This window comes from Terrabacter koreensis (assembly GCF_054783315.1).
Genome location: NZ_BAAGQU010000004.1, coordinates 119,938 through 141,653 on the forward strand (window position 1 = coordinate 119,938; position 21,716 = coordinate 141,653).

Annotated in this window: 21 protein-coding genes and 1 riboswitch; of the genes, 14 read left to right on the plus strand and 7 right to left on the minus strand. The window is 74.1% G+C overall.

Translation table 11 applies throughout. The annotated features are described in order from the left end of the window. Window positions 1-11 precede the first annotated feature (11 nt). Complete coding sequence (locus tag ACYVNR_RS03265) at window positions 12-791, minus strand: IclR family transcriptional regulator (protein ID WP_045191194.1); 780 nt, start codon at window positions 789-791, stop codon at window positions 12-14. A 100-nt stretch (window positions 792-891) separates the two neighbouring features. Here ACYVNR_RS03265 and hutH point away from each other — a divergent pair, with 100 nt between their 5' ends. Further along, window positions 892-2,442, plus strand: coding sequence for a histidine ammonia-lyase (gene hutH / locus ACYVNR_RS03270; protein WP_458802774.1), 1,551 nt, complete (start codon window positions 892-894; stop codon window positions 2,440-2,442). A gap of 32 nt (window positions 2,443-2,474) precedes the next feature. Next, a complete protein-coding gene (hutU, locus tag ACYVNR_RS03275) occupies window positions 2,475-4,130 on the plus strand; it encodes a urocanate hydratase (RefSeq protein ID WP_045191195.1) in 1,656 nt (551 codons plus the stop codon). A 40-nt stretch (window positions 4,131-4,170) separates the two neighbouring features. On the opposite strand, the gene ACYVNR_RS03280 is transcribed toward hutU, so the two are convergent. Together ACYVNR_RS03280 and ACYVNR_RS03285 are read right to left on the minus strand one after the other, a co-directional pair. After that, a complete protein-coding gene (locus tag ACYVNR_RS03280; protein ID WP_082080936.1) occupies window positions 4,171-4,575 on the minus strand; it encodes a DUF3253 domain-containing protein in 405 nt (134 codons plus the stop codon). 4 nt (window positions 4,576-4,579) lie between these two features. Continuing rightward, window positions 4,580-5,119 (minus strand): aminoacyl-tRNA deacylase, encoded by a 540-nt coding sequence (locus tag ACYVNR_RS03285; RefSeq protein ID WP_461046542.1) that lies wholly within the window; start codon window positions 5,117-5,119, stop codon window positions 4,580-4,582. 35 nt (window positions 5,120-5,154) lie between these two features. Between ACYVNR_RS03285 and ACYVNR_RS03290 the strand changes: the two genes are divergently transcribed. From ACYVNR_RS03290 to hutI, 3 genes are read left to right on the plus strand one after another with little or no spacing between them, the layout of a single operon-like run. Next, window positions 5,155-6,408 (plus strand): allantoate amidohydrolase, encoded by a 1,254-nt coding sequence (locus ACYVNR_RS03290; protein ID WP_461046544.1) that lies wholly within the window; start codon window positions 5,155-5,157, stop codon window positions 6,406-6,408. Beyond that, window positions 6,405-7,739, plus strand: coding sequence for a formimidoylglutamate deiminase (locus ACYVNR_RS03295; protein WP_045191198.1), 1,335 nt, complete (start codon window positions 6,405-6,407; stop codon window positions 7,737-7,739). Before ACYVNR_RS03290 ends, ACYVNR_RS03295 begins: the two co-directional genes overlap by 4 nt. Next, entirely contained in the window at window positions 7,736-8,938 is a 1,203-nt protein-coding gene (hutI, locus tag ACYVNR_RS03300) for an imidazolonepropionase (RefSeq protein ID WP_461046546.1), read from the plus strand. Before ACYVNR_RS03295 ends, hutI begins: the two co-directional genes overlap by 4 nt. Here the strand turns inward: hutI and ACYVNR_RS03305 are convergent. Together ACYVNR_RS03305 and ACYVNR_RS03310 are read right to left on the minus strand one after the other, a co-directional pair. After that, the gene (locus ACYVNR_RS03305; protein ID WP_045191200.1) at window positions 8,935-9,144 is read right to left on the minus strand and encodes a DUF1918 domain-containing protein; all 210 of its coding nucleotides are present in this window, start codon (window positions 9,142-9,144) and stop codon (window positions 8,935-8,937) included. The genes hutI and ACYVNR_RS03305 overlap by 4 nt on opposite strands. Before the next feature lie 76 nt (window positions 9,145-9,220). Next, window positions 9,221-10,648 carry an MBL fold metallo-hydrolase RNA specificity domain-containing protein gene (locus ACYVNR_RS03310; protein WP_461046548.1) on the minus strand — a complete coding sequence of 476 codons (1,428 nt, stop codon included), beginning with the start codon at window positions 10,646-10,648 and terminating at the stop codon, window positions 9,221-9,223. 158 nt (window positions 10,649-10,806) lie between these two features. Between ACYVNR_RS03310 and ACYVNR_RS03315 the strand changes: the two genes are divergently transcribed. Both ACYVNR_RS03315 and ACYVNR_RS03320 read left to right on the plus strand, forming a co-directional pair. After that, window positions 10,807-11,991, plus strand: a complete 1,185-nt coding sequence (locus tag ACYVNR_RS03315; RefSeq protein WP_461046550.1) for a sensor histidine kinase — start codon at window positions 10,807-10,809, stop codon at window positions 11,989-11,991. Between the two features lie 20 nt (window positions 11,992-12,011). After that, a complete protein-coding gene (locus ACYVNR_RS03320) occupies window positions 12,012-12,665 on the plus strand; it encodes a response regulator transcription factor (RefSeq protein ID WP_461048278.1) in 654 nt (217 codons plus the stop codon). 30 nt (window positions 12,666-12,695) lie between these two features. Here the strand turns inward: ACYVNR_RS03320 and ACYVNR_RS03325 are convergent, their stop codons facing one another. Together ACYVNR_RS03325 and ACYVNR_RS03330 are read right to left on the minus strand one after the other, a co-directional pair. Then, a complete protein-coding gene (locus ACYVNR_RS03325; RefSeq protein ID WP_461046552.1) occupies window positions 12,696-13,238 on the minus strand; it encodes a dsRBD fold-containing protein in 543 nt (180 codons plus the stop codon). Window positions 13,239-13,353: 115 nt separating this feature from the next. Beyond that, entirely contained in the window at window positions 13,354-13,821 is a 468-nt protein-coding gene (locus ACYVNR_RS03330) for a DUF4235 domain-containing protein (RefSeq protein ID WP_045191203.1), read from the minus strand. A 62-nt stretch (window positions 13,822-13,883) separates the two neighbouring features. Then, window positions 13,884-14,000, plus strand: a riboswitch (TPP riboswitch). A gap of 85 nt (window positions 14,001-14,085) precedes the next feature. Between ACYVNR_RS03330 and ACYVNR_RS03335 the strand changes: the two genes are divergently transcribed. The 7 genes from ACYVNR_RS03335 to ACYVNR_RS03365 all read left to right on the plus strand — a co-directional run bounded on the left by ACYVNR_RS03335 (window position 14,086) and on the right by ACYVNR_RS03365 (window position 21,715). Then, window positions 14,086-14,700 carry an ECF transporter S component gene (locus tag ACYVNR_RS03335; RefSeq protein ID WP_045191204.1) on the plus strand — a complete coding sequence of 205 codons (615 nt, stop codon included), beginning with the start codon at window positions 14,086-14,088 and terminating at the stop codon, window positions 14,698-14,700. Continuing rightward, window positions 14,690-17,038, plus strand: coding sequence for an ATP-binding cassette domain-containing protein (locus ACYVNR_RS03340; RefSeq protein WP_461046554.1), 2,349 nt, complete (start codon window positions 14,690-14,692; stop codon window positions 17,036-17,038). The genes ACYVNR_RS03335 and ACYVNR_RS03340 overlap by 11 nt, the downstream gene beginning before the upstream one ends. Before the next feature lie 56 nt (window positions 17,039-17,094). After that, entirely contained in the window at window positions 17,095-17,622 is a 528-nt protein-coding gene (locus tag ACYVNR_RS03345) for a hypothetical protein (RefSeq protein ID WP_461046556.1), read from the plus strand. Between the two features lie 2 nt (window positions 17,623-17,624). After that, window positions 17,625-18,221, plus strand: a complete 597-nt coding sequence (locus tag ACYVNR_RS03350; protein WP_045191206.1) for a histidine phosphatase family protein — start codon at window positions 17,625-17,627, stop codon at window positions 18,219-18,221. Beyond that, on the plus strand, window positions 18,214-19,779 hold the full coding sequence (gene mptB, locus ACYVNR_RS03355; protein ID WP_461046558.1) for a polyprenol phosphomannose-dependent alpha 1,6 mannosyltransferase MptB: 1,566 nt from the start codon (window positions 18,214-18,216) through the stop codon (window positions 19,777-19,779). Before ACYVNR_RS03350 ends, mptB begins: the two co-directional genes overlap by 8 nt. Before the next feature lie 79 nt (window positions 19,780-19,858). Then, window positions 19,859-20,395, plus strand: a complete 537-nt coding sequence (locus ACYVNR_RS03360) for a hypothetical protein (protein ID WP_461046560.1) — start codon at window positions 19,859-19,861, stop codon at window positions 20,393-20,395. Between the two features lie 105 nt (window positions 20,396-20,500). After that, complete coding sequence (locus ACYVNR_RS03365; protein WP_045191209.1) at window positions 20,501-21,715, plus strand: pyridoxal phosphate-dependent aminotransferase; 1,215 nt, start codon at window positions 20,501-20,503, stop codon at window positions 21,713-21,715. The last annotated feature ends 1 nt before the right edge of the window (window position 21,716 follow it).

Below are 21,716 nucleotides of genomic sequence, written 5' to 3' on the forward strand. Positions count from 1 at the left end.
AAAAGCCGGGATCAGCGCCGGGTCATCACCGCGCTCGGGCTCAGCCGGCGACCGACGTCCTCCGCGGCGACGCGCGCCCGGGCGACGAGGTCGCCGACGTGCTCCGACGAGGCATCAGCGGTGCGCAGCGTGAGCGCGACCGCGGCCAGCGGCCGGCCGCCGCGGTCGAGCACCGGCACGGCGACCGACGAGAGGTCGGGTGTGACGGTGCCCTCCTCACGTGCGTGCCCGTCGGCACGCGTGCGGGCGAGGATGCTGCGCAGCTCGGCGAGCGAGCGCGGCCCGCCACCGCCGCTGCGCTGCACGAACGACGCCCGGTCGGGGTAGAGCGCGCGCACCTGGGTGGCCGGGAGGGCTGACAGCATCGCGAGCCCGCTCGCCGTGAGGTGGGCGGGAAGACGGACGCCCACGTCGGTGACGAGCATCGGCTGGCCGGGGGCGCGCTCCTCGAGGAGGTAGATGACGTCGCGCCCGTCGAGCGTGGCGAAGTGGGCGTTGCGACCGCACTGGTCGACGAGGCGTCGCATCGCCGCCCGGGCGACGCGGGCGAGCGGCGCCTGCCGCTGGTAGGCCGACCCCAGCTCGTAGGCCGCCTGGCCGAGACCGAAGCGCCGCTCCTCCACGTAGTGGGTGACGTAGCCGCGGCCGTGCAGCACCTTGAGCAGGTGGTAGACCGAGCTGCGGGGGAGCCCGAGGTCACGCGCGATGGAGGCGGCTGGCAGGGGCTCGGCGTGGCGCGAGAGGTGCTCGAGGACGTCGAGCGCGTTGGCGGCGGCCGGGGCGTTGGACACGGTGCCACCTCCTGTTCGCGATCGCCGTCGTCTCGCATCCGAGACAATTGTGCGCCTCGACGGCCGCCCGCGCCAGTGCGTCGGCGGTTCGATGGGACCCATGAACGAACGCCCCACCGTCATCGTCGGCACCGGCCCGCTCAGCGCCGACGACGTCGTCGCGGTCGCCCGCCACGGCGCGCGCGTCGAGCTGTCCGCCGAGGCCGAGGCCGAGATCGCCCGCAGCCGTGAGGTCGTCGAGGCGCTCGCCAACGACACGGTGGCCCACTACGGCGTCTCCACCGGCTTCGGCGCCCTCGCGACCCGGCACATCCCGACGCCGCTGCGCGCCCAGCTGCAGCGCTCCCTCGTGCGCTCGCACGCCGCCGGCACCGGTCCGGAGGTCGAGCGCGAGGTCGTCCGCGCCCTCATGCTGCTGCGCCTCTCGACCCTCGCCACGGGACGCACCGGGGTGCGCCTCGAGACCGCGAGGGCGTATGCCGCCGTGCTGAGTGCCGGCATCACCCCCGTCGTGCACGAGTTCGGGTCGCTCGGCTGCTCCGGCGACCTCGCCCCGCTCTCCCACTGCGCGCTGGCCGTCATGGGCGAAGGCCCGGTGCGGCTCGAGGACGGCACCGCCACCGACGCGGCAACAGCATTGCGCGACAACGGGATCGAGCCGATCGTGCTCGCCGAGAAGGAGGGCCTCGCTCTCATCAACGGCACCGACGGCATGCTCGGCATGCTCGTGCTCGCGATCCACGACCTCCGCCACCTGCTCAAGGTCGCCGACATCTCGGCCGCGATGAGCGTCGAGGGGCTGCTCGGCACCGACGACGTCTTCGCGCCTGACCTGCACGCCCTGCGCCCGCAGCTCGGGCAGGGCGCGTCGGCGGCGAACCTCCGCGCGGTCATGGCGAACTCGCCGATGCGCGAGTCGCACCGCACCGAGGAGTGCACGCGCGTGCAGGACGCCTACTCCCTCCGCTGCGCACCCCAGGTGCACGGCGGGGCCCGTGACACGGTCGAGCACGCCGCCCGGGTCGCCGCGGCCGAGCTCGCCTCTGCCGTCGACAACCCCGTGGTGACGCCCGACGGTCGCGTCGAGTCCAACGGCAACTTCCACGGTGCCCCGGTGGCCTACGTGCTCGACTTCCTGGCGATCGTCGTCGCCGACGTCGCCTCCATGGCCGAGCGCCGCACCGACCGGTTCCTCGACCAGGCCCGCAGCCACGGCCTGCCGCCGTTCCTCGCCGACGACCCCGGCGTCGACTCGGGGCTCATGATCGCCCAGTACACGCAGGCCGCGATGGTCTCCGAGCTGAAGCGGCTCGCGGTCCCGGCGTCCGTCGACTCGATCCCGAGCTCGGCCATGCAGGAGGACCACGTGTCGATGGGCTGGTCGGGCGCGCGCAAGCTGCGCCGGTCGGTCGACGCCCTCGGCAGGGTGCTCGCCATCGAGCTGCTCACGGCAGCACGCGGCATACGGCTGCGGGCGCCCCTCGAGCCCGGTGCCGCGGCGGCGGCCGTCATCGCGGCCCTCGACACGCACACCGACGCCACCCCCGGACCCGACCGGTTCCTCGCCCCCGACATCGAGGGTGCGCACGCGGCGGTCGTCGCCGGCGACGTCCTCGCCGCCGCCGAGTCCGTCACCGGCCCCCTCAACTGACCCGAACTTCCCTCACGCACAAGGAGATCGCCATGGAAGGTGCACGTCCCGTCCGCGCGGCCCGCGGCACGCAGCTGACCGCGCAGTCGTGGGCCACCGAGGCCCCGCTGCGGATGCTCATGAACAACCTCGACCCTGAGGTCGCCGAGCGCCCCGACGACCTCGTCGTCTACGGCGGCACCGGCCGAGCGGCGCGCGACTGGAAGTCCTTCGACGCCATGGTGCGCACCCTGACGACCCTCAAGCAGGACGAGACGATGCTCGTCCAGAGCGGGCGTCCGGTCGGCGTCATGCAGACCCACGAGTGGGCCCCGCGCGTGCTCATCGCCAACTCCAACCTCGTCGGCGACTGGGCCACGTGGCCGGAGTTCCGCCGCCTCGAGCACCTCGGTCTCACGATGTACGGCCAGATGACGGCCGGCTCGTGGATCTACATCGGCACCCAGGGCATCGTCCAGGGCACCTACGAGACCTTCGCCGCCGTCGCCGAGAAGCGTTTCGGCGGAACGCTCGCCGGCACCCTGACCCTCACGGGCGGCTGCGGTGGCATGGGCGGCGCGCAGCCGCTCGCCGTCACCCTCAACGACGGCGCCTGCCTCATCGTCGACGTCGACCCGGCCCGCCTCCACCGCCGCGTCGAGCACCGCTACCTCGACGAGGTCGCCGTCGACCTCGACGACGCGATCGAGAAGGCCCTCGCGGCCAAGCGCGAGCGCCGCGGCTGGTCGGTCGGCGTCGTCGGCAACGCCGCCGAGGTCTTCCCCGAGCTGCTGCGCCGCGGCGTCGAGATCGACATCGTGACCGACCAGACCTCGGCCCACGACCCGCTGTCCTACCTTCCCGAGGGCGTCGCGCTCGAGGACTGGGCCGAGTACGCCGAGAAGAAGCCGGAGGACTTCACCGACCGGGCCCGCGCGTCGATGGCCAAGCACGTCAAGGCGATGGTCGAGTTCCAGGACGCCGGCGCCGAGGTCTTCGACTACGGCAACTCGATCCGCGACGAGGCCCGCCAGGGTGGCTACGACCGCGCCTTCGAGTTCCCAGGCTTCGTGCCGGCCTACATCCGCCCGCTCTTCTGCGAGGGCAAGGGCCCGTTCCGCTGGGCGGCCCTCTCGGGCGACCCGAAGGACATCGCCGCGACCGACAGGGCCGTGCTCGACCTCTTCCCCGACAACGACCGCCTCCACAAGTGGATCCGTGGCGCGCAGGAACGGATCGCCTTCCAGGGCCTGCCTGCCCGCATCTGCTGGCTCGGCTACGGCGAGCGCGACAAGGCCGGCCTGGCCTTCAACGAGCTCGTCCGCACCGGCGAGGTCAGCGCCCCGATCGTCATCGGCCGCGACCACCTCGACAGCGGTTCGGTCGCCAGCCCGTACCGCGAGACCGAGTCGATGGCCGACGGCTCCGACGCCATCGCCGACTGGCCGCTGCTCAACGCGCTCGTCAACACGAGCTCGGGCGCGAGCTGGGTCTCGATCCACCACGGTGGCGGCGTCGGCATCGGCCGCAGCCTCCACGCCGGCCAGGTCTCCCTCGCCGACGGCACCGACCTCGCGGCCCAGAAGCTCGCGCGCGTGCTCACGAACGACCCCGGCATGGGCGTCATCCGCCACGTCGACGCGGGCTACGACCTCGCCGACCAGGTCGCGCGCGAGCGCGGCGTCCGCATCCCGATGCAGGAGGGCTGAGCCGCCGTATGCCGTCCGCCTCTCGTCGAACCGTCGGTGGTCAGCGGGGGCGGCGGACCCGGATCGGGCCCTTGGCGTGGTCCGGGTCGACGACCCGCCCGCCCTGCGTGATCTCCGCGCGTCCGGTGGCCACGAGCCGTCGGGCCGCCATTCGCGCCGGCTCCATCAGCGCGCGCCAGGACTCCGTGCCGTCGTCGGGGACGCTCCCTCCGCCGGCGACGGCACGGGCCGCCTCGCTCGGGCAGACCGACGCGTCGCGCGTCCGGGCGTCGAGCAGCCGCTCGAGCTCGTCCTCGAGGTCGCGATCGACCTGCGTCACACCGTGCCTGCGGCAGCCGTCAGAGCACCAGCGCACCGAGTCCCAGTCGCGCTCCCACGCCTTGCGCCACGTGATGGTGCGCCCGCAACGGGCACACGGCTTGGTGGGCAGCGGTCGAGTGGGCACCCGGCTAGCGCCTGACCTCTTCGTCGGAGATGTCGGCGACGGTCGCGTCGAAGTGGCGGATGACGTCGTCGCCGTGCACGGTGAGGCCGACGCCGTGCCCGCCGCCGCCGAGCGAGACGGTGCGGCCGACGAGGTGGCTGTCGGCGATGACGGGCAGCGCCGTCGCCGATCCGAAGGGCGTGATGGTGCCGCGCTCGTAGCCGGTCACGGCCTTCGCGGCCTCGGCGTCGGGCATCGAGATGCGGTTCGTACCGAGCAGCGCCCGCACCTTGGCCCACGAGAACGTGCGGTCACCGGGCACGAGCACGAAGACGTGGTCGTCCTCGGCGCGACGCACGACGAGGGTCTTGATGAGGTCGCGTGGCTCGATGCCTCGGGCTGCGGCCGCCTCCTCGAGGCTCGAGACGCGCCCGTGCCGGGTCACCGTGTGCTCGATGCCGGCAGCCCGCACCGCCTCGACGGCCGGTGTCGAGACCTGCTCGGCGGTCGGGTCGGCAGTGGACTCGGCGGAGGACTCGGCGGAGGACTCGCGGTCGGCATCCATGAGAGGAGCCTAGTGACGAGGGATGGTGGTCGACCATGACGACGAGCTTCGACCGGATGTGGGCCGACCTGGCACCGCTCGGACGGGACCGGGGCACGGGCGGCTACCGCCGCTACGCCTGGACGCGCACCGACCACGACCTGCGCGAGTGGTTCGTGGGGGAGTGCGCCGCCCGCGGGCTCGACGTCGTCGAGGACCGCGCCGGCAACCAGTGGGCCTGGTGGGGCGACCCCGACACGTCCGCCGGTGTCGTCATCGGCTCGCACCTCGACTCGGTGCCCGACGGCGGCGCGTTCGACGGGCCGCTCGGCGTCGTCAGCGCCCTCGCCACCGTCGACGCGCTCCGCGAGGCCGGCATCGAGCCGGACGTGCCGCTGGGCGTCGTCAACTTCGTCGACGAGGAGGGTGCGCGCTTCGGCATCGCCTGCGCCGGGTCGCGCATCATCACCGGCGCTCTCGACGCAGACCGCGCCCGGTCGCTGACCGACGCCGACGGCATGACCATGGCGCGGGCCTGGCAGCAGGCCGGCCGCGACCCCGCTGCGCTCGGCCGCGACGACGAGACGGTCCGCCGTATCGGCACCTTCGTCGAGCTGCACGTCGAGCAGGGCAAGGCGCTCGCCCTCGCCCCCGACGGCACCGACGACCTCGACGACCCGGCCCGCGCCGTCGCCATCGGCACCGACATCTGGCCGCACGGTCGCTGGCGGATCGACCTGCCCGGCGAGGCCAACCACGCAGGCACCACCCGCATCGAGGACCGCCACGACGCGATGATCGGCCTGGCCGGCGTCGTGCAGGCAGCCCGGTCGTATGCCGTCGCGCAGGGGTGCGTGGCCACCGTCGGCAAGGTCGTCGTCGAGCCCGGCGGCGTCAACGCCATCCCGAGCCACGTCACCGCGTGGCTCGACGCCCGCGGCCGGGACGAGGACGCCGTGCGCGCCACGGTCGACGCCGTGACGGCAGAGGCGGGCACCCACGGCGCTACGACCACCCTCGAGTCGTGGACCCCCACCACGACGTTCGACACCGACCTCGTCAGCCGGCTCCGCGGCATACTGCCGCAGGCCCCGCTGCTCGGCACCGGCGCCGGGCACGACGCCGGCGTGCTCGCCAGGCACGGCGTGCCGAGCGCGATGCTCTTCGTGCGCAACCCCACAGGAATCTCACACTCACCCGCCGAGTCGGCGGAGGCCTCGGACTGCCACCATGGGGTCACGGCGCTCACCGCCGTCGTGACCGAGCTGTGCTCCCGGAAGGACATCGACCCCATGGGCAGTGCCCGATGACCGCGTTCTGGTGCGAGAGCGCGTGGCTCACAGGTGGCTTCGCCCGGCGCGTGCGACTCGTGACGCAGGACGGCCTCATCAAGGACGTCCTCGTCGACGCCGACCCGCAGCCCGACGACGTGCGGCTGCCCGGCGTGACCCTGCCCGGCATGGCCAACGCCCACAGCCACGCCTTCCACCGCGCGCTGCGCGGCCGCGTCAACGGCGGCGGCGGCAACTTCTGGAGCTGGCGCGAGCAGATGTATGCCGCCGCGGAGCAGCTCAACCCCGACACGTACTTCGCGCTCGCGCGGGCCGTGTTCGCCGAGATGGTGCAGGCCGGCATCACCGTCGTGGGGGAGTTCCACTACGTGCACCACCGGCCCGGCGGCCACCCCTACGGCGACCCGAACGCCATGGGTCTCGCCGTGCGGCAGGCGGCCGACGAGGCCGGCATCCGGCTCACGCTGCTCGACACCTGCTACCTCGAGGGCGGCCTCAACGGCGGCGGCCACGTCGAGCTGCACCCCGGGCAGCGCCGGTTCAGCGACGGCACCGTCGACGCGTGGGCCGCCCGCATGTCGGAGCGCCGCCCCGAGACCGACCGCGTGCGGCTCGGCGCGGCGATCCACTCGGTGCGGGCCGTGCGACGCGAGGACCTGCCGCGCGTCGTCGAGGCCGCCGGCGACCTGCCCCTGCACGTGCACCTGTCGGAGCAGCACGGCGAGAACCTCGCCTGCCAGATGTTCTACGGCGCGAGCCCCACGCAGCTGCTCGACGAGGCGGGCGCGCTCGGCGCCCACTCGACCGCGGTCCACGCCACGCACCTCGAGGACCGCGACATCGGCCTGCTCGGCGGCACCGGCACCGGTGCGTGCTTCTGCCCGACGACCGAGCGTGACCTCGCCGACGGCATCGGACCCGCACGGGCCCTGCACGACGCCGGCAGCCCCCTGTCCCTCGGCTCCGACCAGCACGTCATCATCGACCCCTTCGAGGAGCTGCGGGGCCTCGAGATGCACGAGCGCCTCATCACCAACGAGCGCGACCGCTTCTCGGCCAACGACCTGCTGCTCGCCGCCTCGTTCAACGGCTACCGGTCGCTCGGCTGGTCGGACGGCGGCCACCTGAGCAAGGGCGCGCTCGCCGACTTCGTGACGGTGCGCACCGACACGGTCAACACCGCCGGCGCCGCCCACGACCAGATCATCTACGCCTGCGTCGCCTCCGACGTCTCGACCGTCGTCGTCGGAGGCGACGTGGTCGTCAGCGACGGGCGCCACCGCATGGGCGACGTCGGCCGGATGCTCGTCGGCGCCATCGACCGCGTCACCGGAGGGGTGCCGGTGTGAGCCTGCTCCTCACGGGCATCGCGGAGCTGACGACGAACGACCCGGCTCGGGGTGACGGCCACGCCGCCCCCGCAGATCGTGGTGACGCGCTGCTCGGCATCGTCCGCGACGCCGCCGTCGTCGTCGCCGACGGCGAGATCGCCTGGGTCGGCCCGGCGTCCGAGGCACCCGACGCCGACGAGCGGCGCGACCTCGGGGGCCGCGCCGTCATCCCCGGCTTCGTCGACTCCCACACCCACCTCGTCTTCGCCGGCGACCGCTCCGCCGAGTTCGCCGCGCGGATGACCGGGACCCCCTACGACGGCGGCGGCATCGCGGTGTCCGTCGCGGCGACGCGCGCCGCGAGCGACGGCGAGCTGCGTGCCCTCGTGGCGGGCCGTGTCGCCGAGATGCGCGCCCAGGGCACCACCACCGTCGAGATCAAGAGCGGCTACGGCCTCACCCTCGACGACGAGCTGCGCTCGCTGCGCATCGCCCGTGAGCTGACCCCGCACACGACCTTCCTCGGCGCGCACGTCGTGCCACGCGAGTACGCGACGGACCGCGCGGCATACGTCGACCTCGTGACCGGCCCGATGCTCGACGCGGTCACCGCCGACGGGCCCACGAGCCTCGCGACCAGCATCGACGTCTTCTGCGAGCCGCGCTCGGCGCACGCCTTCGACGGCGACGAGTCGCGCACCGTCCTCGAGGCGGGCCGCGCGGCGGGCCTGGCACTCCGCGTCCACGGCAACCAGCTCGGGCACGGCCCCGGCGTGCGGCTCGCGTGCGAGCTGGGGGCCCGCAGCGTCGACCACTGCACCTACCTCGACGACACCGACGTCGAGGCGCTCGCCGCCGCGCGCGGCACCACGGTGGCCACGCTGCTACCTGGCGTGGAGTTCTCGACCCGCTCTCCCTACCCCGACGCCCGGCGCCTCATCGACGCCGGCGTCGACGTCGCGCTGGCCTCGGACTGCAACCCGGGCACGTGCTACTCGTCGTCGATCCCGTTCGCCATCGCCCTCGCCGTGCGCGAGATGGGGATGACACCGGCCGAGGCGCTGCACGCGGCCACCGCCGTCTCGGCCCGCTCGCTCGGCCTCGACCGGCGGGTCGCACCGGGGCAGCCGGCAGAGCTCGCCGTCCTCGACGCACCGAGCCACCTGCACCTCGCCTACCGCGCCGGGGTGCCGATCGTCAGGGCGCTCGACCTCTAGGAGCCGGCTGCGTCCTCTGCGGGGTGCTCGCACTTGAGCACCGAGCCCGGACCGGGGTGGATGATCCCGGTGTGGCCGTCGGACCACTCGACGACGTACGGCGGCCCGCCGCCCTCGCCCTTCACCTCGCGGATCGTGCCCTCGCGCGTGCCTTGACCGACGTGCTCCGCGGCCATCGTGATGCGGTCACCGACCCGTGCCTCCATGGCACACCTCCTGAAGGGCTGCACTCCAAGGACTCCACCCCAAGCACACCACGTCGCGGCCCTGGCCGAAAGACCTTCAGTCGAGCAGCACCCGCTCGCCGTAGCGGGGCACCGAGACGGGGCAGTCGAACCGGTCGCGTATGCCGTCCGCCAGCGCCCGCGCCGCCCCGGGCTCGCCGTGGACGACGTGGACCGCCTCCGGCGGCCGCGGCATCTCGCCCAGCCAGGCGAGCAGCTCGTCGGCGTCGGCGTGCACCGAGAAGTCGTCGAGCGTGACGACCTCGGCGCGCACCGGCACGTACCGTCCGGCGATCTTGACCTCGCGCGCCCCCTCCTGCAGGTCGCGGCCGCGGGTCCCGATCGCCTGGTAGCCCGTCAGGAGCACGGTGTTGCGGGCCTGCGGCAGCAGGTACCGGAGGTGGTGCACGACGCGGCCGCCGCTCGCCATCCCCGACGCCGAGACGATGACGCACGGGCTGCCGGGGTTGTTGAGGCGCATCGACTCCTCGGCCGTGTGGGCCGTGCGCAGGCCCGACAGCCGCCGTAGCCGGTCGAGGGCCTCGGGGCGCACCTCGCCCGCGTGCTGGGGGTCGCGGTAGATCTCCAGCGCGGCGAGGGCCATCGGGCTGTCGACCCACACCGGCACGTCGGGCACGGCGCCGCTCTCGACGAGGTCGGCGAGGGCGAGCAGCACGATCTCGGTGCGGTCGACGGCGAAGGCCGGGATGACGACGCTGCCGCCCCGGCGGATCGTGCGCCGGATCGCGTCCGCCATGACGTGGTGCTCCGGGTCGACCTCGGGGTGGGCGCGGTCACCGTAGGTCGACTCGACGACGACGGTGTGCGCGGCCGGTGGCCGGGCCCGGGGGAAGAGCACCGGGTGGTCGTCGCGGCCGAGGTCGCCGCTGAAGAGCACGCTCGCGCCGTCCTTCTCGACGAGGACGCTCGACGACCCGAGGATGTGCCCGGCGCGCACGAAGGTCACCGTCGCCCCAGCGGCCTCCACCGAGCCGGTCTCGCCCACCGGCCGCAGCGCCGCCACCGCCCGCTCGGCGTCGGCGACGGTGTAGAGCGGCAGGGGAGGGTCGTGCTTCGACCAGCCGCCGCGCCGGGCACCCTCCGCCTCCTCCTCCTGCAGGTGGGCGCTGTCGCGCAGGATCACACCGGCGAGGGCCGCGGTGCCCGACGTCGTGTGCGCCGGGCCCGCGAAGCCGCCGCGCACGAGGGCCGGCAGGTAGCCGCAGTGGTCGAGGTGGGCGTGCGTCAGGGCGACGGCGTCGATGGTCGCCGGGTCGACCGGCGGAGCCTCCCAGTTGAGGGCACGCCACCGGCGCTCGCCCTGGTAGAGGCCGCAGTCGACCATGAGCCGACCGCCTCCGCCCTCGACGAGGAACTTGCTGCCGGTCACGGTCCCCGCCGCACCGAGGAAGGTCAGCGCCGGTGCGGCCGGCCGCCTGCCCTTCCCCGGGGAGTGGTGCCGCGTGGGCTGCTGGGAACGTGCCATGGCCCCTCCTGACCTCTTCCCGACACCTCCATCGTCCTCCCGGGCGCGTCCCGGCGACCGGGCCTCGCGGCGTGATGATGCAGACAGGTGCGGTCCGCCGCCGACGGGTGCGACCAGGGTCTGACGACGGGCCCGCGCCGCCCTCGTAGGCTCTGGGCGTGACCGAGGGCAACGTCTACGACTGGCTGCAGCGCCGGCCGTTGCTGCTCGACGTGCCGCTCGCGGGCGTGCTCGCCCTGCTCGGCCTCGTCGTGCTCGGCGAGGGACAGGGCATCGGGTGGGCCGTCGTCGGGGTCGCGAACCTCGCGCTGGTCTGGCGGCGCAGCCGCCCGGCGCTCGCCTTCGCCGTCGTCAGCATCGCGCTGGCGGTGCGCGTCATCCCGACGAGCAACCTGCTGCCGGGCGACCTCGCCTTCCTCGTCGCGCTCTACTCGCTCGCCGCCTACGACCGGCGCCGCGGTGTCCGCGTCGCCGGCCTGGGGGTGGCCGCGCTGGGTTCGGTCATCGCCGGTCTGCGGTTCACCGCCGTCAGCGGACGGGCCCCCGGCTGGGGCGAGTTCGTCTTCACGGCCCTCGCGTGCGCTGCCGCGTCGCTCGCCGCCTGGGCGCTCGGCGACCTCAAGCGGGCCCGGCTCCAGCGCCTCTCCGACCTGCAGGACCGTGCCGAGCGCATCGAGCGCGAGCGGGAGCAGGAGCTGCGCCTCGCCGCCAAGGACGAGCGCGCCGCCATCGCCCGCGAGATGCACGACGTCGTCGCGCACGCCCTGTCGGTCATCGTCGTGCAGGCCGACGGGGCGGCGTATGCCGCCGAGCGCAGTCCCGAGGGCGCGCTCGCGCGGTCGGTGGGCGCGCTCGAGACCATCGGCTCGACGGCCCGCGACGCCCTCACCGAGACCCGGCGCCTCGTCGGCGTGCTGCGCGACCCCGAGTCCGGCGCCGAGCTCGCCCCGACCGGGGGCATCGACCAGCTCGACGACCTCGTGGCGCGCGTGCGCGGCGCCGGCGTGCCGGTGACGCTGACCGTGCGGGGCGCCGAACGCACCAGGTCCGTGGGACTCGACCTGGCGGCCTACCGCGTCGTGCAGGAGGCCCTGACCAACGTCATCAAGCACGCCGGACCCGGCGCCAGCGCGGTCGTCGACGTGGACCAGACGCCCGAACGGCTCCGCATCTGCGTCACGGACGACGGGCGCGGTGCCGGCAGCGCCGACGACGGCCGCGGCCACGGACTGCCCGGCATGCGCGAACGCGTGGCCGTGCACGGGGGCACGCTGACGGCCGGGCCTGGCCCGCACGGCGGGTTCGAGGTGCTGGCGACCATGCCGACGAAGGAGCAGCGGTGACGAACGCGGTGACGAGGGTGATGCTCGTCGACGACCAGGCCCTGGTGCGGGCCGGCTTCCGGATGGTGCTCGACGCCGAACCCGACATCGACGTCGTCGCCGAGTGCGCCGACGGGCAGGCCGCGCTCGACGCGCTGCCGGGGCGCGACGTCGACGTCGTGCTCATGGACATCCGGATGCCGCGGCTCGACGGCATCGAGGCGACGCGCCGCATCGTGGCCCGCGGCGAGACGCCGAAGGTGCTCGTGCTGACGACGTTCGACCTCGACGAGTACGTCTACGCGGCCCTGCGTGCCGGGGCGGCGGGCTTCCTGCTCAAGGACGCCGGTCCGGCCGAGCTGCTCGCCGCCATCAGGGCCGTGCACACCGGCGACGCGGTCGTGGCGCCCGGACCGACCCGGCGGCTCCTCGACCGCTTCCTCCCGGTGCTCGAGGCGCCGGCCGGCCCGACGGGCGTCGAGCGGCTCGACGCGCTCACCGAGCGCGAGCGCGAGGTGCTCGAGGCCGTCGGCAGGGGCCTGAACAACTCCGAGATCGCTGCGGCCTTCTTCGTCGCCGAGGCCACCGTCAAGACGCACATCGGGCGCATCCTCGCCAAGCTGGGACTGCGCGACCGCGTGCAGATGGTCGTGCTCGCGTACGAGACGGGGCTGGTGCGGGTCGGCGACGCCTGACGGGGTCGGCCGCCGCGGCACCGGGCCCGGTCACGTCGCCCGCACGTGCGCCTCCTCGCCGGTGCGTCGCTCGATGTCCTTCTCGGCCTGCGCCACCAGCTGGTCCGCGAGGTGACGCAGCGCCCGCGCGACGGCGACCTCGTCACCGATCTCGCGCGACGCCGTGTCGTCGGCCGACCGGTGGCTCGTGCCGCTGGCCCGGAGCCGGTCGGGCGAGTCCGCCACCAGCACCACGGTCGCGCTCGTGTCGTCGCCCGACTCCAGCAGCGAGACCCGCACCTGCCACTCGCGCAGGTGCACGGAGTGCGGCTGCGGTCGGTCGGCGTCCGAGCCGGCGGCGTGCGTTTCGGCGGAGGAGGCGCTGCTGGTGGCGGCGTCCGCGTCGTCGACGGCCCCGATGCGCAGGACGGCGCCCGGGCCCGGATAGATCAGGCCGGTACGCCCGTCGCCCCAGCGCACGAGGTAGGGCGGCCCGCCCTCCGGCCCGCGGACCTCGAGCACCTCGCCGTCCCGCGTGGGCTCGTCGACGTGCTCCGCGGCCAGGATGATGCGGTCTCCGACATGCGCTCTCACGGTGTCCTCCTCGTCGTCGTGACATCTAGGAGAGCACCGTCGGTCCGGCGGAGCGTAGGGACCGTGGTCCTGCAGGTACTGGTCGGTGGACCCTTGCGCCGAGGACCGGCGCGGGCTACCGCTTGCCCGTGGCCTTGTCGATGGCCTTCTGGGTCGCCTTCTCGGCCTTGGCCTTCGCCTTGGCGAGCTTCTTCGCGGCCTTCTTGTCGGCGGGCTTCACCTGGTCGTCCTCGAGGGCCTTGGGCAGGTGGCCCGTGGAGCGGCGGTAGTAGGTCGCGGCCCCGCGCTCGGCGGCGACCCGGGCGGCCGAGACCGCCATCGACGAGATGGCCGTGAAGAGGATGACGTCGCGGGTGCGCTCGCGCTCGTAGTCACCCTTGACGGGCACGTTGCGGCCGGTGGCGAGCTTCCAGCCCTTCTGGGCGGCGTCGGTCGCGAGCTTCGTCGCGATGAGCGTCGTGCCGACGCTGAGGACCTTCCACACCGGGCCGCCCACGGGCGTGCGCGGAGCCGCGGCGGCCTTGGCCTTCTCCTTCGTGCGGGAGAGCTGCTTGGCGGCCTTCTTCGAGTCCTTGGAAGCCATGGCGTGACTGTACCCATGGCGGCCGGAGTAGAGTCACCACCACAACTGAAGAGCACCACCACCCATCACGACAGGGGAGCGCGAGACGCGCTGAGAGTGCGGCAGCCCAGACGGCCGAGCCGCAGACCCTCGAACCTGCTCCGGTTAGCACCGGCGAAGGAAGTCGGTATTTCTCAGGTCACCTGACGGCCCACGCCTTGCGGCGTGCCCGTCGCGGTGCCCTCCCCCAGGTATCCACCCCTACTGGAACCCGGGAGTCCCATCATGACCAGCACCATCACCGCCAGCGGGCCGCTGACCCGCTGGCGCACCATCGACCTGCTCACCTGCGCCTTCCTCGGTGTCGCCTTCGGCGTCGCGTACTGGGCGTGGGGCCTGGTCTACGCAGCACCGTCGGCCGCGGTGTCGGCGGGCTTCCCGCCCCTCGCCGCCCTCTTCAGCTGGCCGTGGCTCGTCGCCGGCATCGTCGGCATGCTCATCATCCGCCGCCCCGGCGCGGCGGTCTTCACCGAGCTGCTCGCCGCCGTCGTGTCGGCGCTCATCGGGACCCAGTGGGGCCTGACGACGCTCGTTTCGGGCCTGGTGCAGGGCCTCGGGGTCGAGCTCGGTTTCGCCGCCTTCGGGTATGCCGTCTACCGCTGGGCACCGCTGCTGCTCGGCGGCTTCCTCGGCGGTGCGTTCGAGGCCGTCTACGAGTGGTACTCCTACTGGACCGACTGGGGCTGGGACTACAAGGTCGCCTACCTGCTCCTCCTCGGCGCCTCCGTCGCGGTGCTCGGTTCGCTCCTCTCCGTCGCACTGACCCGCGGGCTCGCCTCGGTCGGTGCGCTGAACCCGTTCCCACCGGGCCAGGAGGTCCGCGAGCAGCGTGCCGTCTGACCTTCCGGTGCGACCGCGAGCCGAACACCTCGAGGCCGGGGCGTATGCCGTGCGCTCCGGCTCCGAGGTGCGCGTCGAGGACCTGACGTGGCGACCTTTCGGGCGCTCGCGTCCGGTCCTCGAGCGCCTCGACCTCGAGATCGGCCCCGGCGAGCGAGTGCTGCTCGCCGGGCCGAGCGGCTCGGGCAAGTCGACGCTGCTGCGGGCCGTCGCCGGCCTGCTGCTCACCGCCGACTCGGGTGAGCTCTCTGGCGAGGTGACCGTGGGCGGCGCTGCGCCGCAAGCGGTTCCGGGTTCGGTGGGTCTCGTGCTGCAGGACCCCGGTGCCGGAGTCGTCGCCTCGACGATCGGGCGCGACGTGGCCTTCGGTCTGGAGAACGTGCAGGCGCCGTTGGCCGAGATGTCGCCACGCGTGCGTGCGGTCCTCGACGAGGTCGGCCTCACCATGCCGGCCGACTGCTCGCCCGCGACGCTCAGCGGCGGCGAGTCGCAGCGGCTCGCCCTCGCCGGCGCGCTCGTCATGGAGCCGTCCGTGCTGCTGCTCGACGAGCCGACGGCCATGCTCGACGCCGCCACGGCCGCAGGCGTGCGCGCGGTCGTCGCCGAGGTGGTGGCCCGGCGCGGGCTCACCCTCGTCGTCGTCGAGCACCGCCTGGACGGGTGGCTCGACCTCGTCGACCGGATCGTCGTGCTCGACGGGTCGGGCGCGGTCGTGGCCGACGGGGACCCACGCCGCGTCCTGGCCCAGCGCGGCGAGTCACTTGCCGCACAGGGGATCTGGGTTCCAGGCGTGCCTGACCCCGAACCGCTGCCCATCGCCCTCGACCCTGCGCCCGATGCGGCGGCCGGGAGGGTGGCCGACGGCCGCGTCGTCGTCTCTGCGATGGACGTCCGCGTCGAGCACACGACGAGACGGCTGGGGGAGCCGTCACGCGCGACGCTCGCGGTCGACGGTGCCGACCTCGACGCCCGCGCGGGCCGCTCCGTCGCCCTCGTCGGTCCGAGCGGTGCGGGCAAGTCCTCGCTCATGACGGCCCTCGGCGGGCTCGTGGCCCCCAGCGCCGGTGCCGTGGAGCCGGCCCTGCCACTGACCCCAGCGGAGGCGGGCGACCGTGGCAGCGCGCGCGACCGCCTGGCGCCACCGCACGAGTGGGCCTCCACCGACCTGGCCCGGGTGGTCGCCTGGGTGCCGCAGCGCGCCGCGACGAGCATCGTCGGGCGCACCGTGCGTGACGACGTGCTCACGACACCGCTGGCGCTCGGGCAGGACCGCGAGCGCGCCGGGCGGCGCGCCGACGCGCTGCTCGCGGCCCTGGGGCTCGCGCACCTCGCCGACGTGGACCCGAGACAGCTCTCCGGCGGGGAGCAGCGCCGCCTCGCCATGGCCTCTGCCGTGGCCCACGGCCCGGCACTGGTCCTGGCCGACGAGCCGACCGTGGGCCAGGACCGGCTCACCTGGGCCGCGGTCGCCGGCGTGCTCGCCGCCGCGCGGGACGAGGGTGCGGCCGTCGTGGTCACGACGCACGACCCCGGCGTCGTCGACGACGCCGACCGGGTCGTCACGCTCGAGGCGCCTGCCCAGCCGGCGCCCGATCCCGCACCGGAACGGCGACCCCTGCTGTCGCGGGTCGGGCCGCTCGCGCTGCTCGCGGCCGCCCTGTGCGTGCTGCCGCTGCCGGCCCTGCTCGACAGCTGGCGCCAGGGCCTCTTCGTGCTCGGCGTCGAGGTGCTGCTCGGTCTGCTCGGTCTGCTCGCACCCGGCCGGGGGCGCGCGCCGAAGGGCCGGCTGCGGGGAGTGCTGGGCCGCCTCGCGCCCGCCGCGCTCGCCGTCCTCGGCGTGGCGTGGTCGGCCTGGCTCCTCGGCGGGCGCGACCTCGAGGTGGCTGCCGGCGCTGCCCTGCGCGTCCTGTGCCTCCTCGTGCCCTCGGCGGTCGTCGTCGGCTTCATCGACCCGGAGCAGCTCGGCGACCACCTCGCCCAGCGGCTGCGGCTGCCCGCCCGACCCGTGGTCGCGGCCACGGCAGCGCTGCAGCGGGTCCAGGCGTTCGACACGCTGTGGGCCGAGCTCATGACCACCCGCCGCGTGCGGGGCACGCGCGCCGACCGCGGGCCGGTGGCCCGCGGCCGCGAGGCCGTCGCCGTCACCGGGGGCCTGCTCGTCGGTGCGCTGGGGCAGGCGTCGGCGCTGGCCCTTGCGATGGACGCCCGCGGCTTCGCCGGCGCCACCCGACGCACGTGGGCCGGGCCCGCGCCCTGGCGCCTGCCCGACACGCTGACCCTCGCGGCGGGGCTGCTCGTCGTGGCCGCCGGCGTCGCGGCACGGCTGACGCTGTCCTGACCGTCCTCCGGGGCACAATGGGCGGCGCACACCTCGCGACAGGAAAGGGGCCCCACGTGCCCATGCCAGCCCGCCACCCTCGGGCGCTCGCCGACAGCCGCGCCCCCCGTTCCGCCGCGCGCGCCGGCCGGGCCCTCGCGCTGGGGCTGGCCCTGACGGCGCTCGCCGCCTGCGGGCAGCCGACCCCCGGCAACCCCGACGACTCGGTCGCCCCGACCGTGAGCGTGCCGGCGCAACCGACCATCACGGCCGAGACGCCCACCGACGACGCGGCCGACCCGTCCGTCGAGCCGACCGACGGCGGTCTCTTCGACGCGTCGTCGAGCCTCAGCGGAGTCTCGTGCGAGCCCACCGGCGACTCATGGAGCTTCACCGGCACGCTGGCCAACTCCGACACCGAGGAGCACACCTTCACGGTGGCCGCCTTCGTCCTCAAGCTCTCCGACGGTTCACAGGCCGCCAGCAAGGAGATCGACGTCAAGCTCGCCGCGGGCGCCAGCGCCCCGGTCGCCATCCGCGACTTCTGGACCGGCCCCAAGGCCGGCGTCGAGTGCCTCAGCGGCGTCACGGTCAAGGGCCTCTGACGGTGCGGCTCTTCCTCGTGCGCCACGGCCAGACCCACGCGAACGTCGCACGCCGGCTCGACACCGCGGTGCCGGGCCTCGACCTCACCGACGAGGGGCGCGAGCAGGCGAAGGCGCTCGCCGACCGGCTCGGAGGCGAGGACCTCGGCGCGATCTACACCTCCGACCTCGTGCGCACCCAGCAGACGGCTGCGCCTCTGGCCGAGCTGCTCGGCCTCGAGATGGTGGTGCTCCCGGGCCTGCGCGAGATCCAGGCGGGCGACTGGGAGATGACGACCGACTGGCAGCCCTACATCGACGCCGTCGTCCGGTGGCGCGACGACCCCGACCACACCATCCCGGGCGGTGACAGCGGGGCCGGCTTCATGCAGCGCTACGACGCGGCCATCGCGCAGATCGCGTCCGACGGGCACGAGTCCGCCGTCGCCGTCAGCCACGGAGCGGCCATGCGGGTGTGGTGCAGCGCGTCGCTCGGGCTGCCCGCCGACTTCTTCGACGAGCGCCGCCTCGACAACGCGCACGTCGTCACCATGGAGGGCGACCCCGCCACGGGTTGGCGCCTGCTCGCGTGGGGCGACGAGCCCGTCACCCATGGCTGAGCCGGCTCCCGTCACCTCCGGTCGCACCGCCCGCGCGGCCGGCGACACGAACCCCGCCGTCTGGCGGTGGCTCGGGTGCGCGGGTGGCGTCGTGCTGGCGGCCGCCTCCTGGGGTGCCGGGGCCCTGCCGCGGCCCAACACCGGCATCCTGTGGCCGGGTGTTGCCTGGTCGACGCCCAAGGGCGGCTCGCCGCTGCTCGCGTCGGTCTCGGTGCTCGCGCTGCTCGCGCTGGTCGTCGCCTGGTGGCGACTCCGGTCGGCCCCGGTCTCGGTGCGCTGGTGGTGGACCACCGTCGCCCTGTGGTTCGCGCCGCTCGTCGTCGCCATGCCGCTCTACAGCCGCGACCTCTACTCCTACGCCGCCCAGGGCCTGCTCTGGGACCAGGGGCTGAGCCCCTACGACCACGTCGTCCGCGAGCTGGACTCGCCGTGGCGCGCCTCGACCGCGCCCACGTGGCTCGACAGCCCGACGCCCTACGGCCCCGTCTGGCTGTTGCTCGCCCGCGCCGTCGCGTCCGTGTCCGGCGAGCTGTGGGTCGCCCTGCTGCTGCTCCGCCTCCTCGCCGTCGCCGGCGTGGTCGTGCTCGCCTGGGCCGTGCCCGACATCGCCCGGCGCCTCGGCTGGTCGCCCGAGCGGGCGGTCTGGCTCGGCGTCGCCACCCCGCTCGTGGGTGCCCACTTCGTCGGGGGCGCGCACAACGACGCGCTCATGGTGGCCGCCGTGCTCGGCGGCCTCGCCCTCGCCCTGCGGGGCCGGTTCGTCCTCGCCTGCGTCGTCGTCGCGCTCGGGGCGATGGTCAAGGTGACGGCCGTCATCGCGCTGCCTTTCGTGGCGATCCTCTGGGCCCACCACGCGGCGGCACGGTCCACGGAGCCGCGCGAGACGGCATACGGCTGGGGCGGGGTCGTGCGAGCGGGGGCCCTGACGCTGCTCTGCGCAGGCGTGCCCATGGCGCTGGGCGGCATCCTCACAGGGCTCGGGTTCGCGTGGCTCAACCCGGCGTCGACGCCGGGCAAGAACGAGCAGTGGACCTCCCTGCCCACCTCGTTCGGCATGGCGGTCGGCGCCGTCGGGCACCTGCTCGGCCACGACGAGTGGCGCGACTCCGGCATCGACGCCTCGAGGGCCGTCGCGCTCGTCGTGCTCGCGCTGCTCCTCGTCGTCGTCTGGCTCGCCGCGCTCAAACCCGCTGCCGGCGCCGACCCCGACGACCTCGGCCGCCCGGTGCGCGGCATCGCCTGGGCGATGCTCGCCGTCGTGGTGCTCGCCCCCGTCTTCCTCGGCTGGTACTACCTGTGGATGCTGCCCGTCTTCGCCGTGTCGCTCGACCATGGGTGGGCCGGCCGTCTCGAGGTGCCGCTCGCCGCGGTCGCGACGGCCGTCTGCTTCGCGACCCTGCCCGAGGGCTACAGCCTCGGACTCACGACGACCGTCGTGGGGGTGCCGTTCGCGCTCGTCCTGGCCGTCCTGCTCGTACGTCGAGGGTGGCGCACCGCTCGCCGCGCCGACTGGCGCCACCTGCTCGACCTCGACCGGCCGCTGCAGCCCGAGCCGTGAGTGACGGTCCGAGTCACGGATCGGCGACAGGTTGCCGTCGCCGCTCCCGGCACGCCGGGTCGTGTCCCACACTGTCCCGGTGAGTGACTCCGGCTTCGCCGACGAGGCCCGGTCCGACCGCGCGCGACCCACGCGGACGAGCCCGGCCGACCGCCCGTCGCCGTCCCAGGCGGGCCGGCGGACCAGCCCGTTCGCCATCGCCTTCGTCGTCGTGCTGCTCGCGCTGCTCGCTGTCGTCGCCTGGGCGTGGTCGGCACGGCTGCACAGCGACGACGTCGCCGCGTGGCAGGCGGTGGCCGACGAGGTCGAGGTGCTCGACCGCACCCTGACTCCCTTGGGGCACAGCGAGATCCCGCCCTGCCGAGACTCCACGGAGGGCCGCGTCACCCGCACCTACCCGCCGTCCACGGGACCACAGGCCACCGAGCTCGTCGCCGCCCTCACGCAGCAGGGGTGGACCCAGGCTCCCGCGACCCCGCCCGCCTACGCCCGGCTCACCCGGACCCTCGCCGGGCACGAGGCCAGCGTCGACGTGGCCGCGACGGACGGCGCGTCGCTCGTCGACTCGCTCACGGCCACGAGCCCGGCCTCCGCCTTCGGCTGCCTGCTGCGCTGACGACGGCGGCTCCCTTGACCACCTGAGACGGACGTCACCGAAGCGGCGGGCCACATGCTGGGAATTGCGCGGTCGACGGCATACGGGAGTGCGACGCTTGGGCTCATGCGCAAGGTGACCCAGAGCAAGAAGCTGCAGAACGTCTGCTACGAGATCCGGGGTCCCGTGCTCGCCGAGGCCAAGCGGCTCGAGGAGGAGGGGCACCGCATCCTCAAGCTCAACATCGGCAACCCGGCCCCGTTCGGCTTCGAGGCGCCCGAGGACATCCTCGTCGACGTCATCCAGGAGCTGCCGACCGCGCAGGGCTACAGCGACAGCAAGGGCATCCTGTCGGCGCGGCGGGCGGTCAAGCAGCACTACGAGGTGCGCGAGTTCCCGCCGCTCAACGTCGAGGACATCTACCTCGGCAACGGCGTCAGCGAGCTCATCGTCATGGCCATGCAGGGGCTGCTCGACAACGGCGACGAGGTGCTCATCCCCGCACCCGACTACCCGCTCTGGACGGCGGCCGCGAGCCTCGCCGGCGGCACCCCCGTGCACTACGTCTGCGACGAGCAGGCCGACTGGGCGCCCGACCTCGACGACATCCGCAGCAAGGTCACCGACCGCACCCGCGCCATCGTCGTGATCAACCCGAACAACCCCACCGGTGCCGTCTACCCGCGCGAGGTGCTCGAGGGCATCGCCCAGGTGGCGCGCGAGCACGAGCTGATCATCATGGCCGACGAGATCTACGACAAGATCCTCTACGACGGCGCCACCCACACGTCGATGGCGGCGCTCGCCCCCGACCTGCTGTGCCTCACCTTCAACGGACTGTCGAAGGCCTACCGGGTCGCCGGCTTCCGCTCCGGCTGGCTCGCCATCACGGGCCCGAAGGAGCACGCGCGCAACTACCTCGAGGGCCTCGACATCCTCGCCAACATGCGCCTGTGCGCCAACGTGCCTGCGCAGCACGCCATCCAGGTCGCGCTCGGCGGCTACCAGTCGATCAACGAGCTGATCCTCCCCGGTGGGCGCCTCCTCGAGCAGCGCAACGTCGCGTGGGAGATGCTGAACCAGATCCCGGGCGTCTCGGTGACCAAGCCGCAGGGCGCCCTCTACCTCTTCCCGCGGCTCGACCCCAAGGTCCACGACATCCAGGACGACGAGCGCTTCGCCCTCGACCTGCTGCGCGACCAGAAGATGCTCGTCGTGCAGGGCACCGGCTTCAACTGGCCGACTCCCGACCACTTCCGGCTCGTCTTCCTGCCGCGCGTGGAGGACCTCGAGGACGCCGTCGGCCGCCTCGAGAAGTTCCTCTCGACGTACTCGCAGTAGG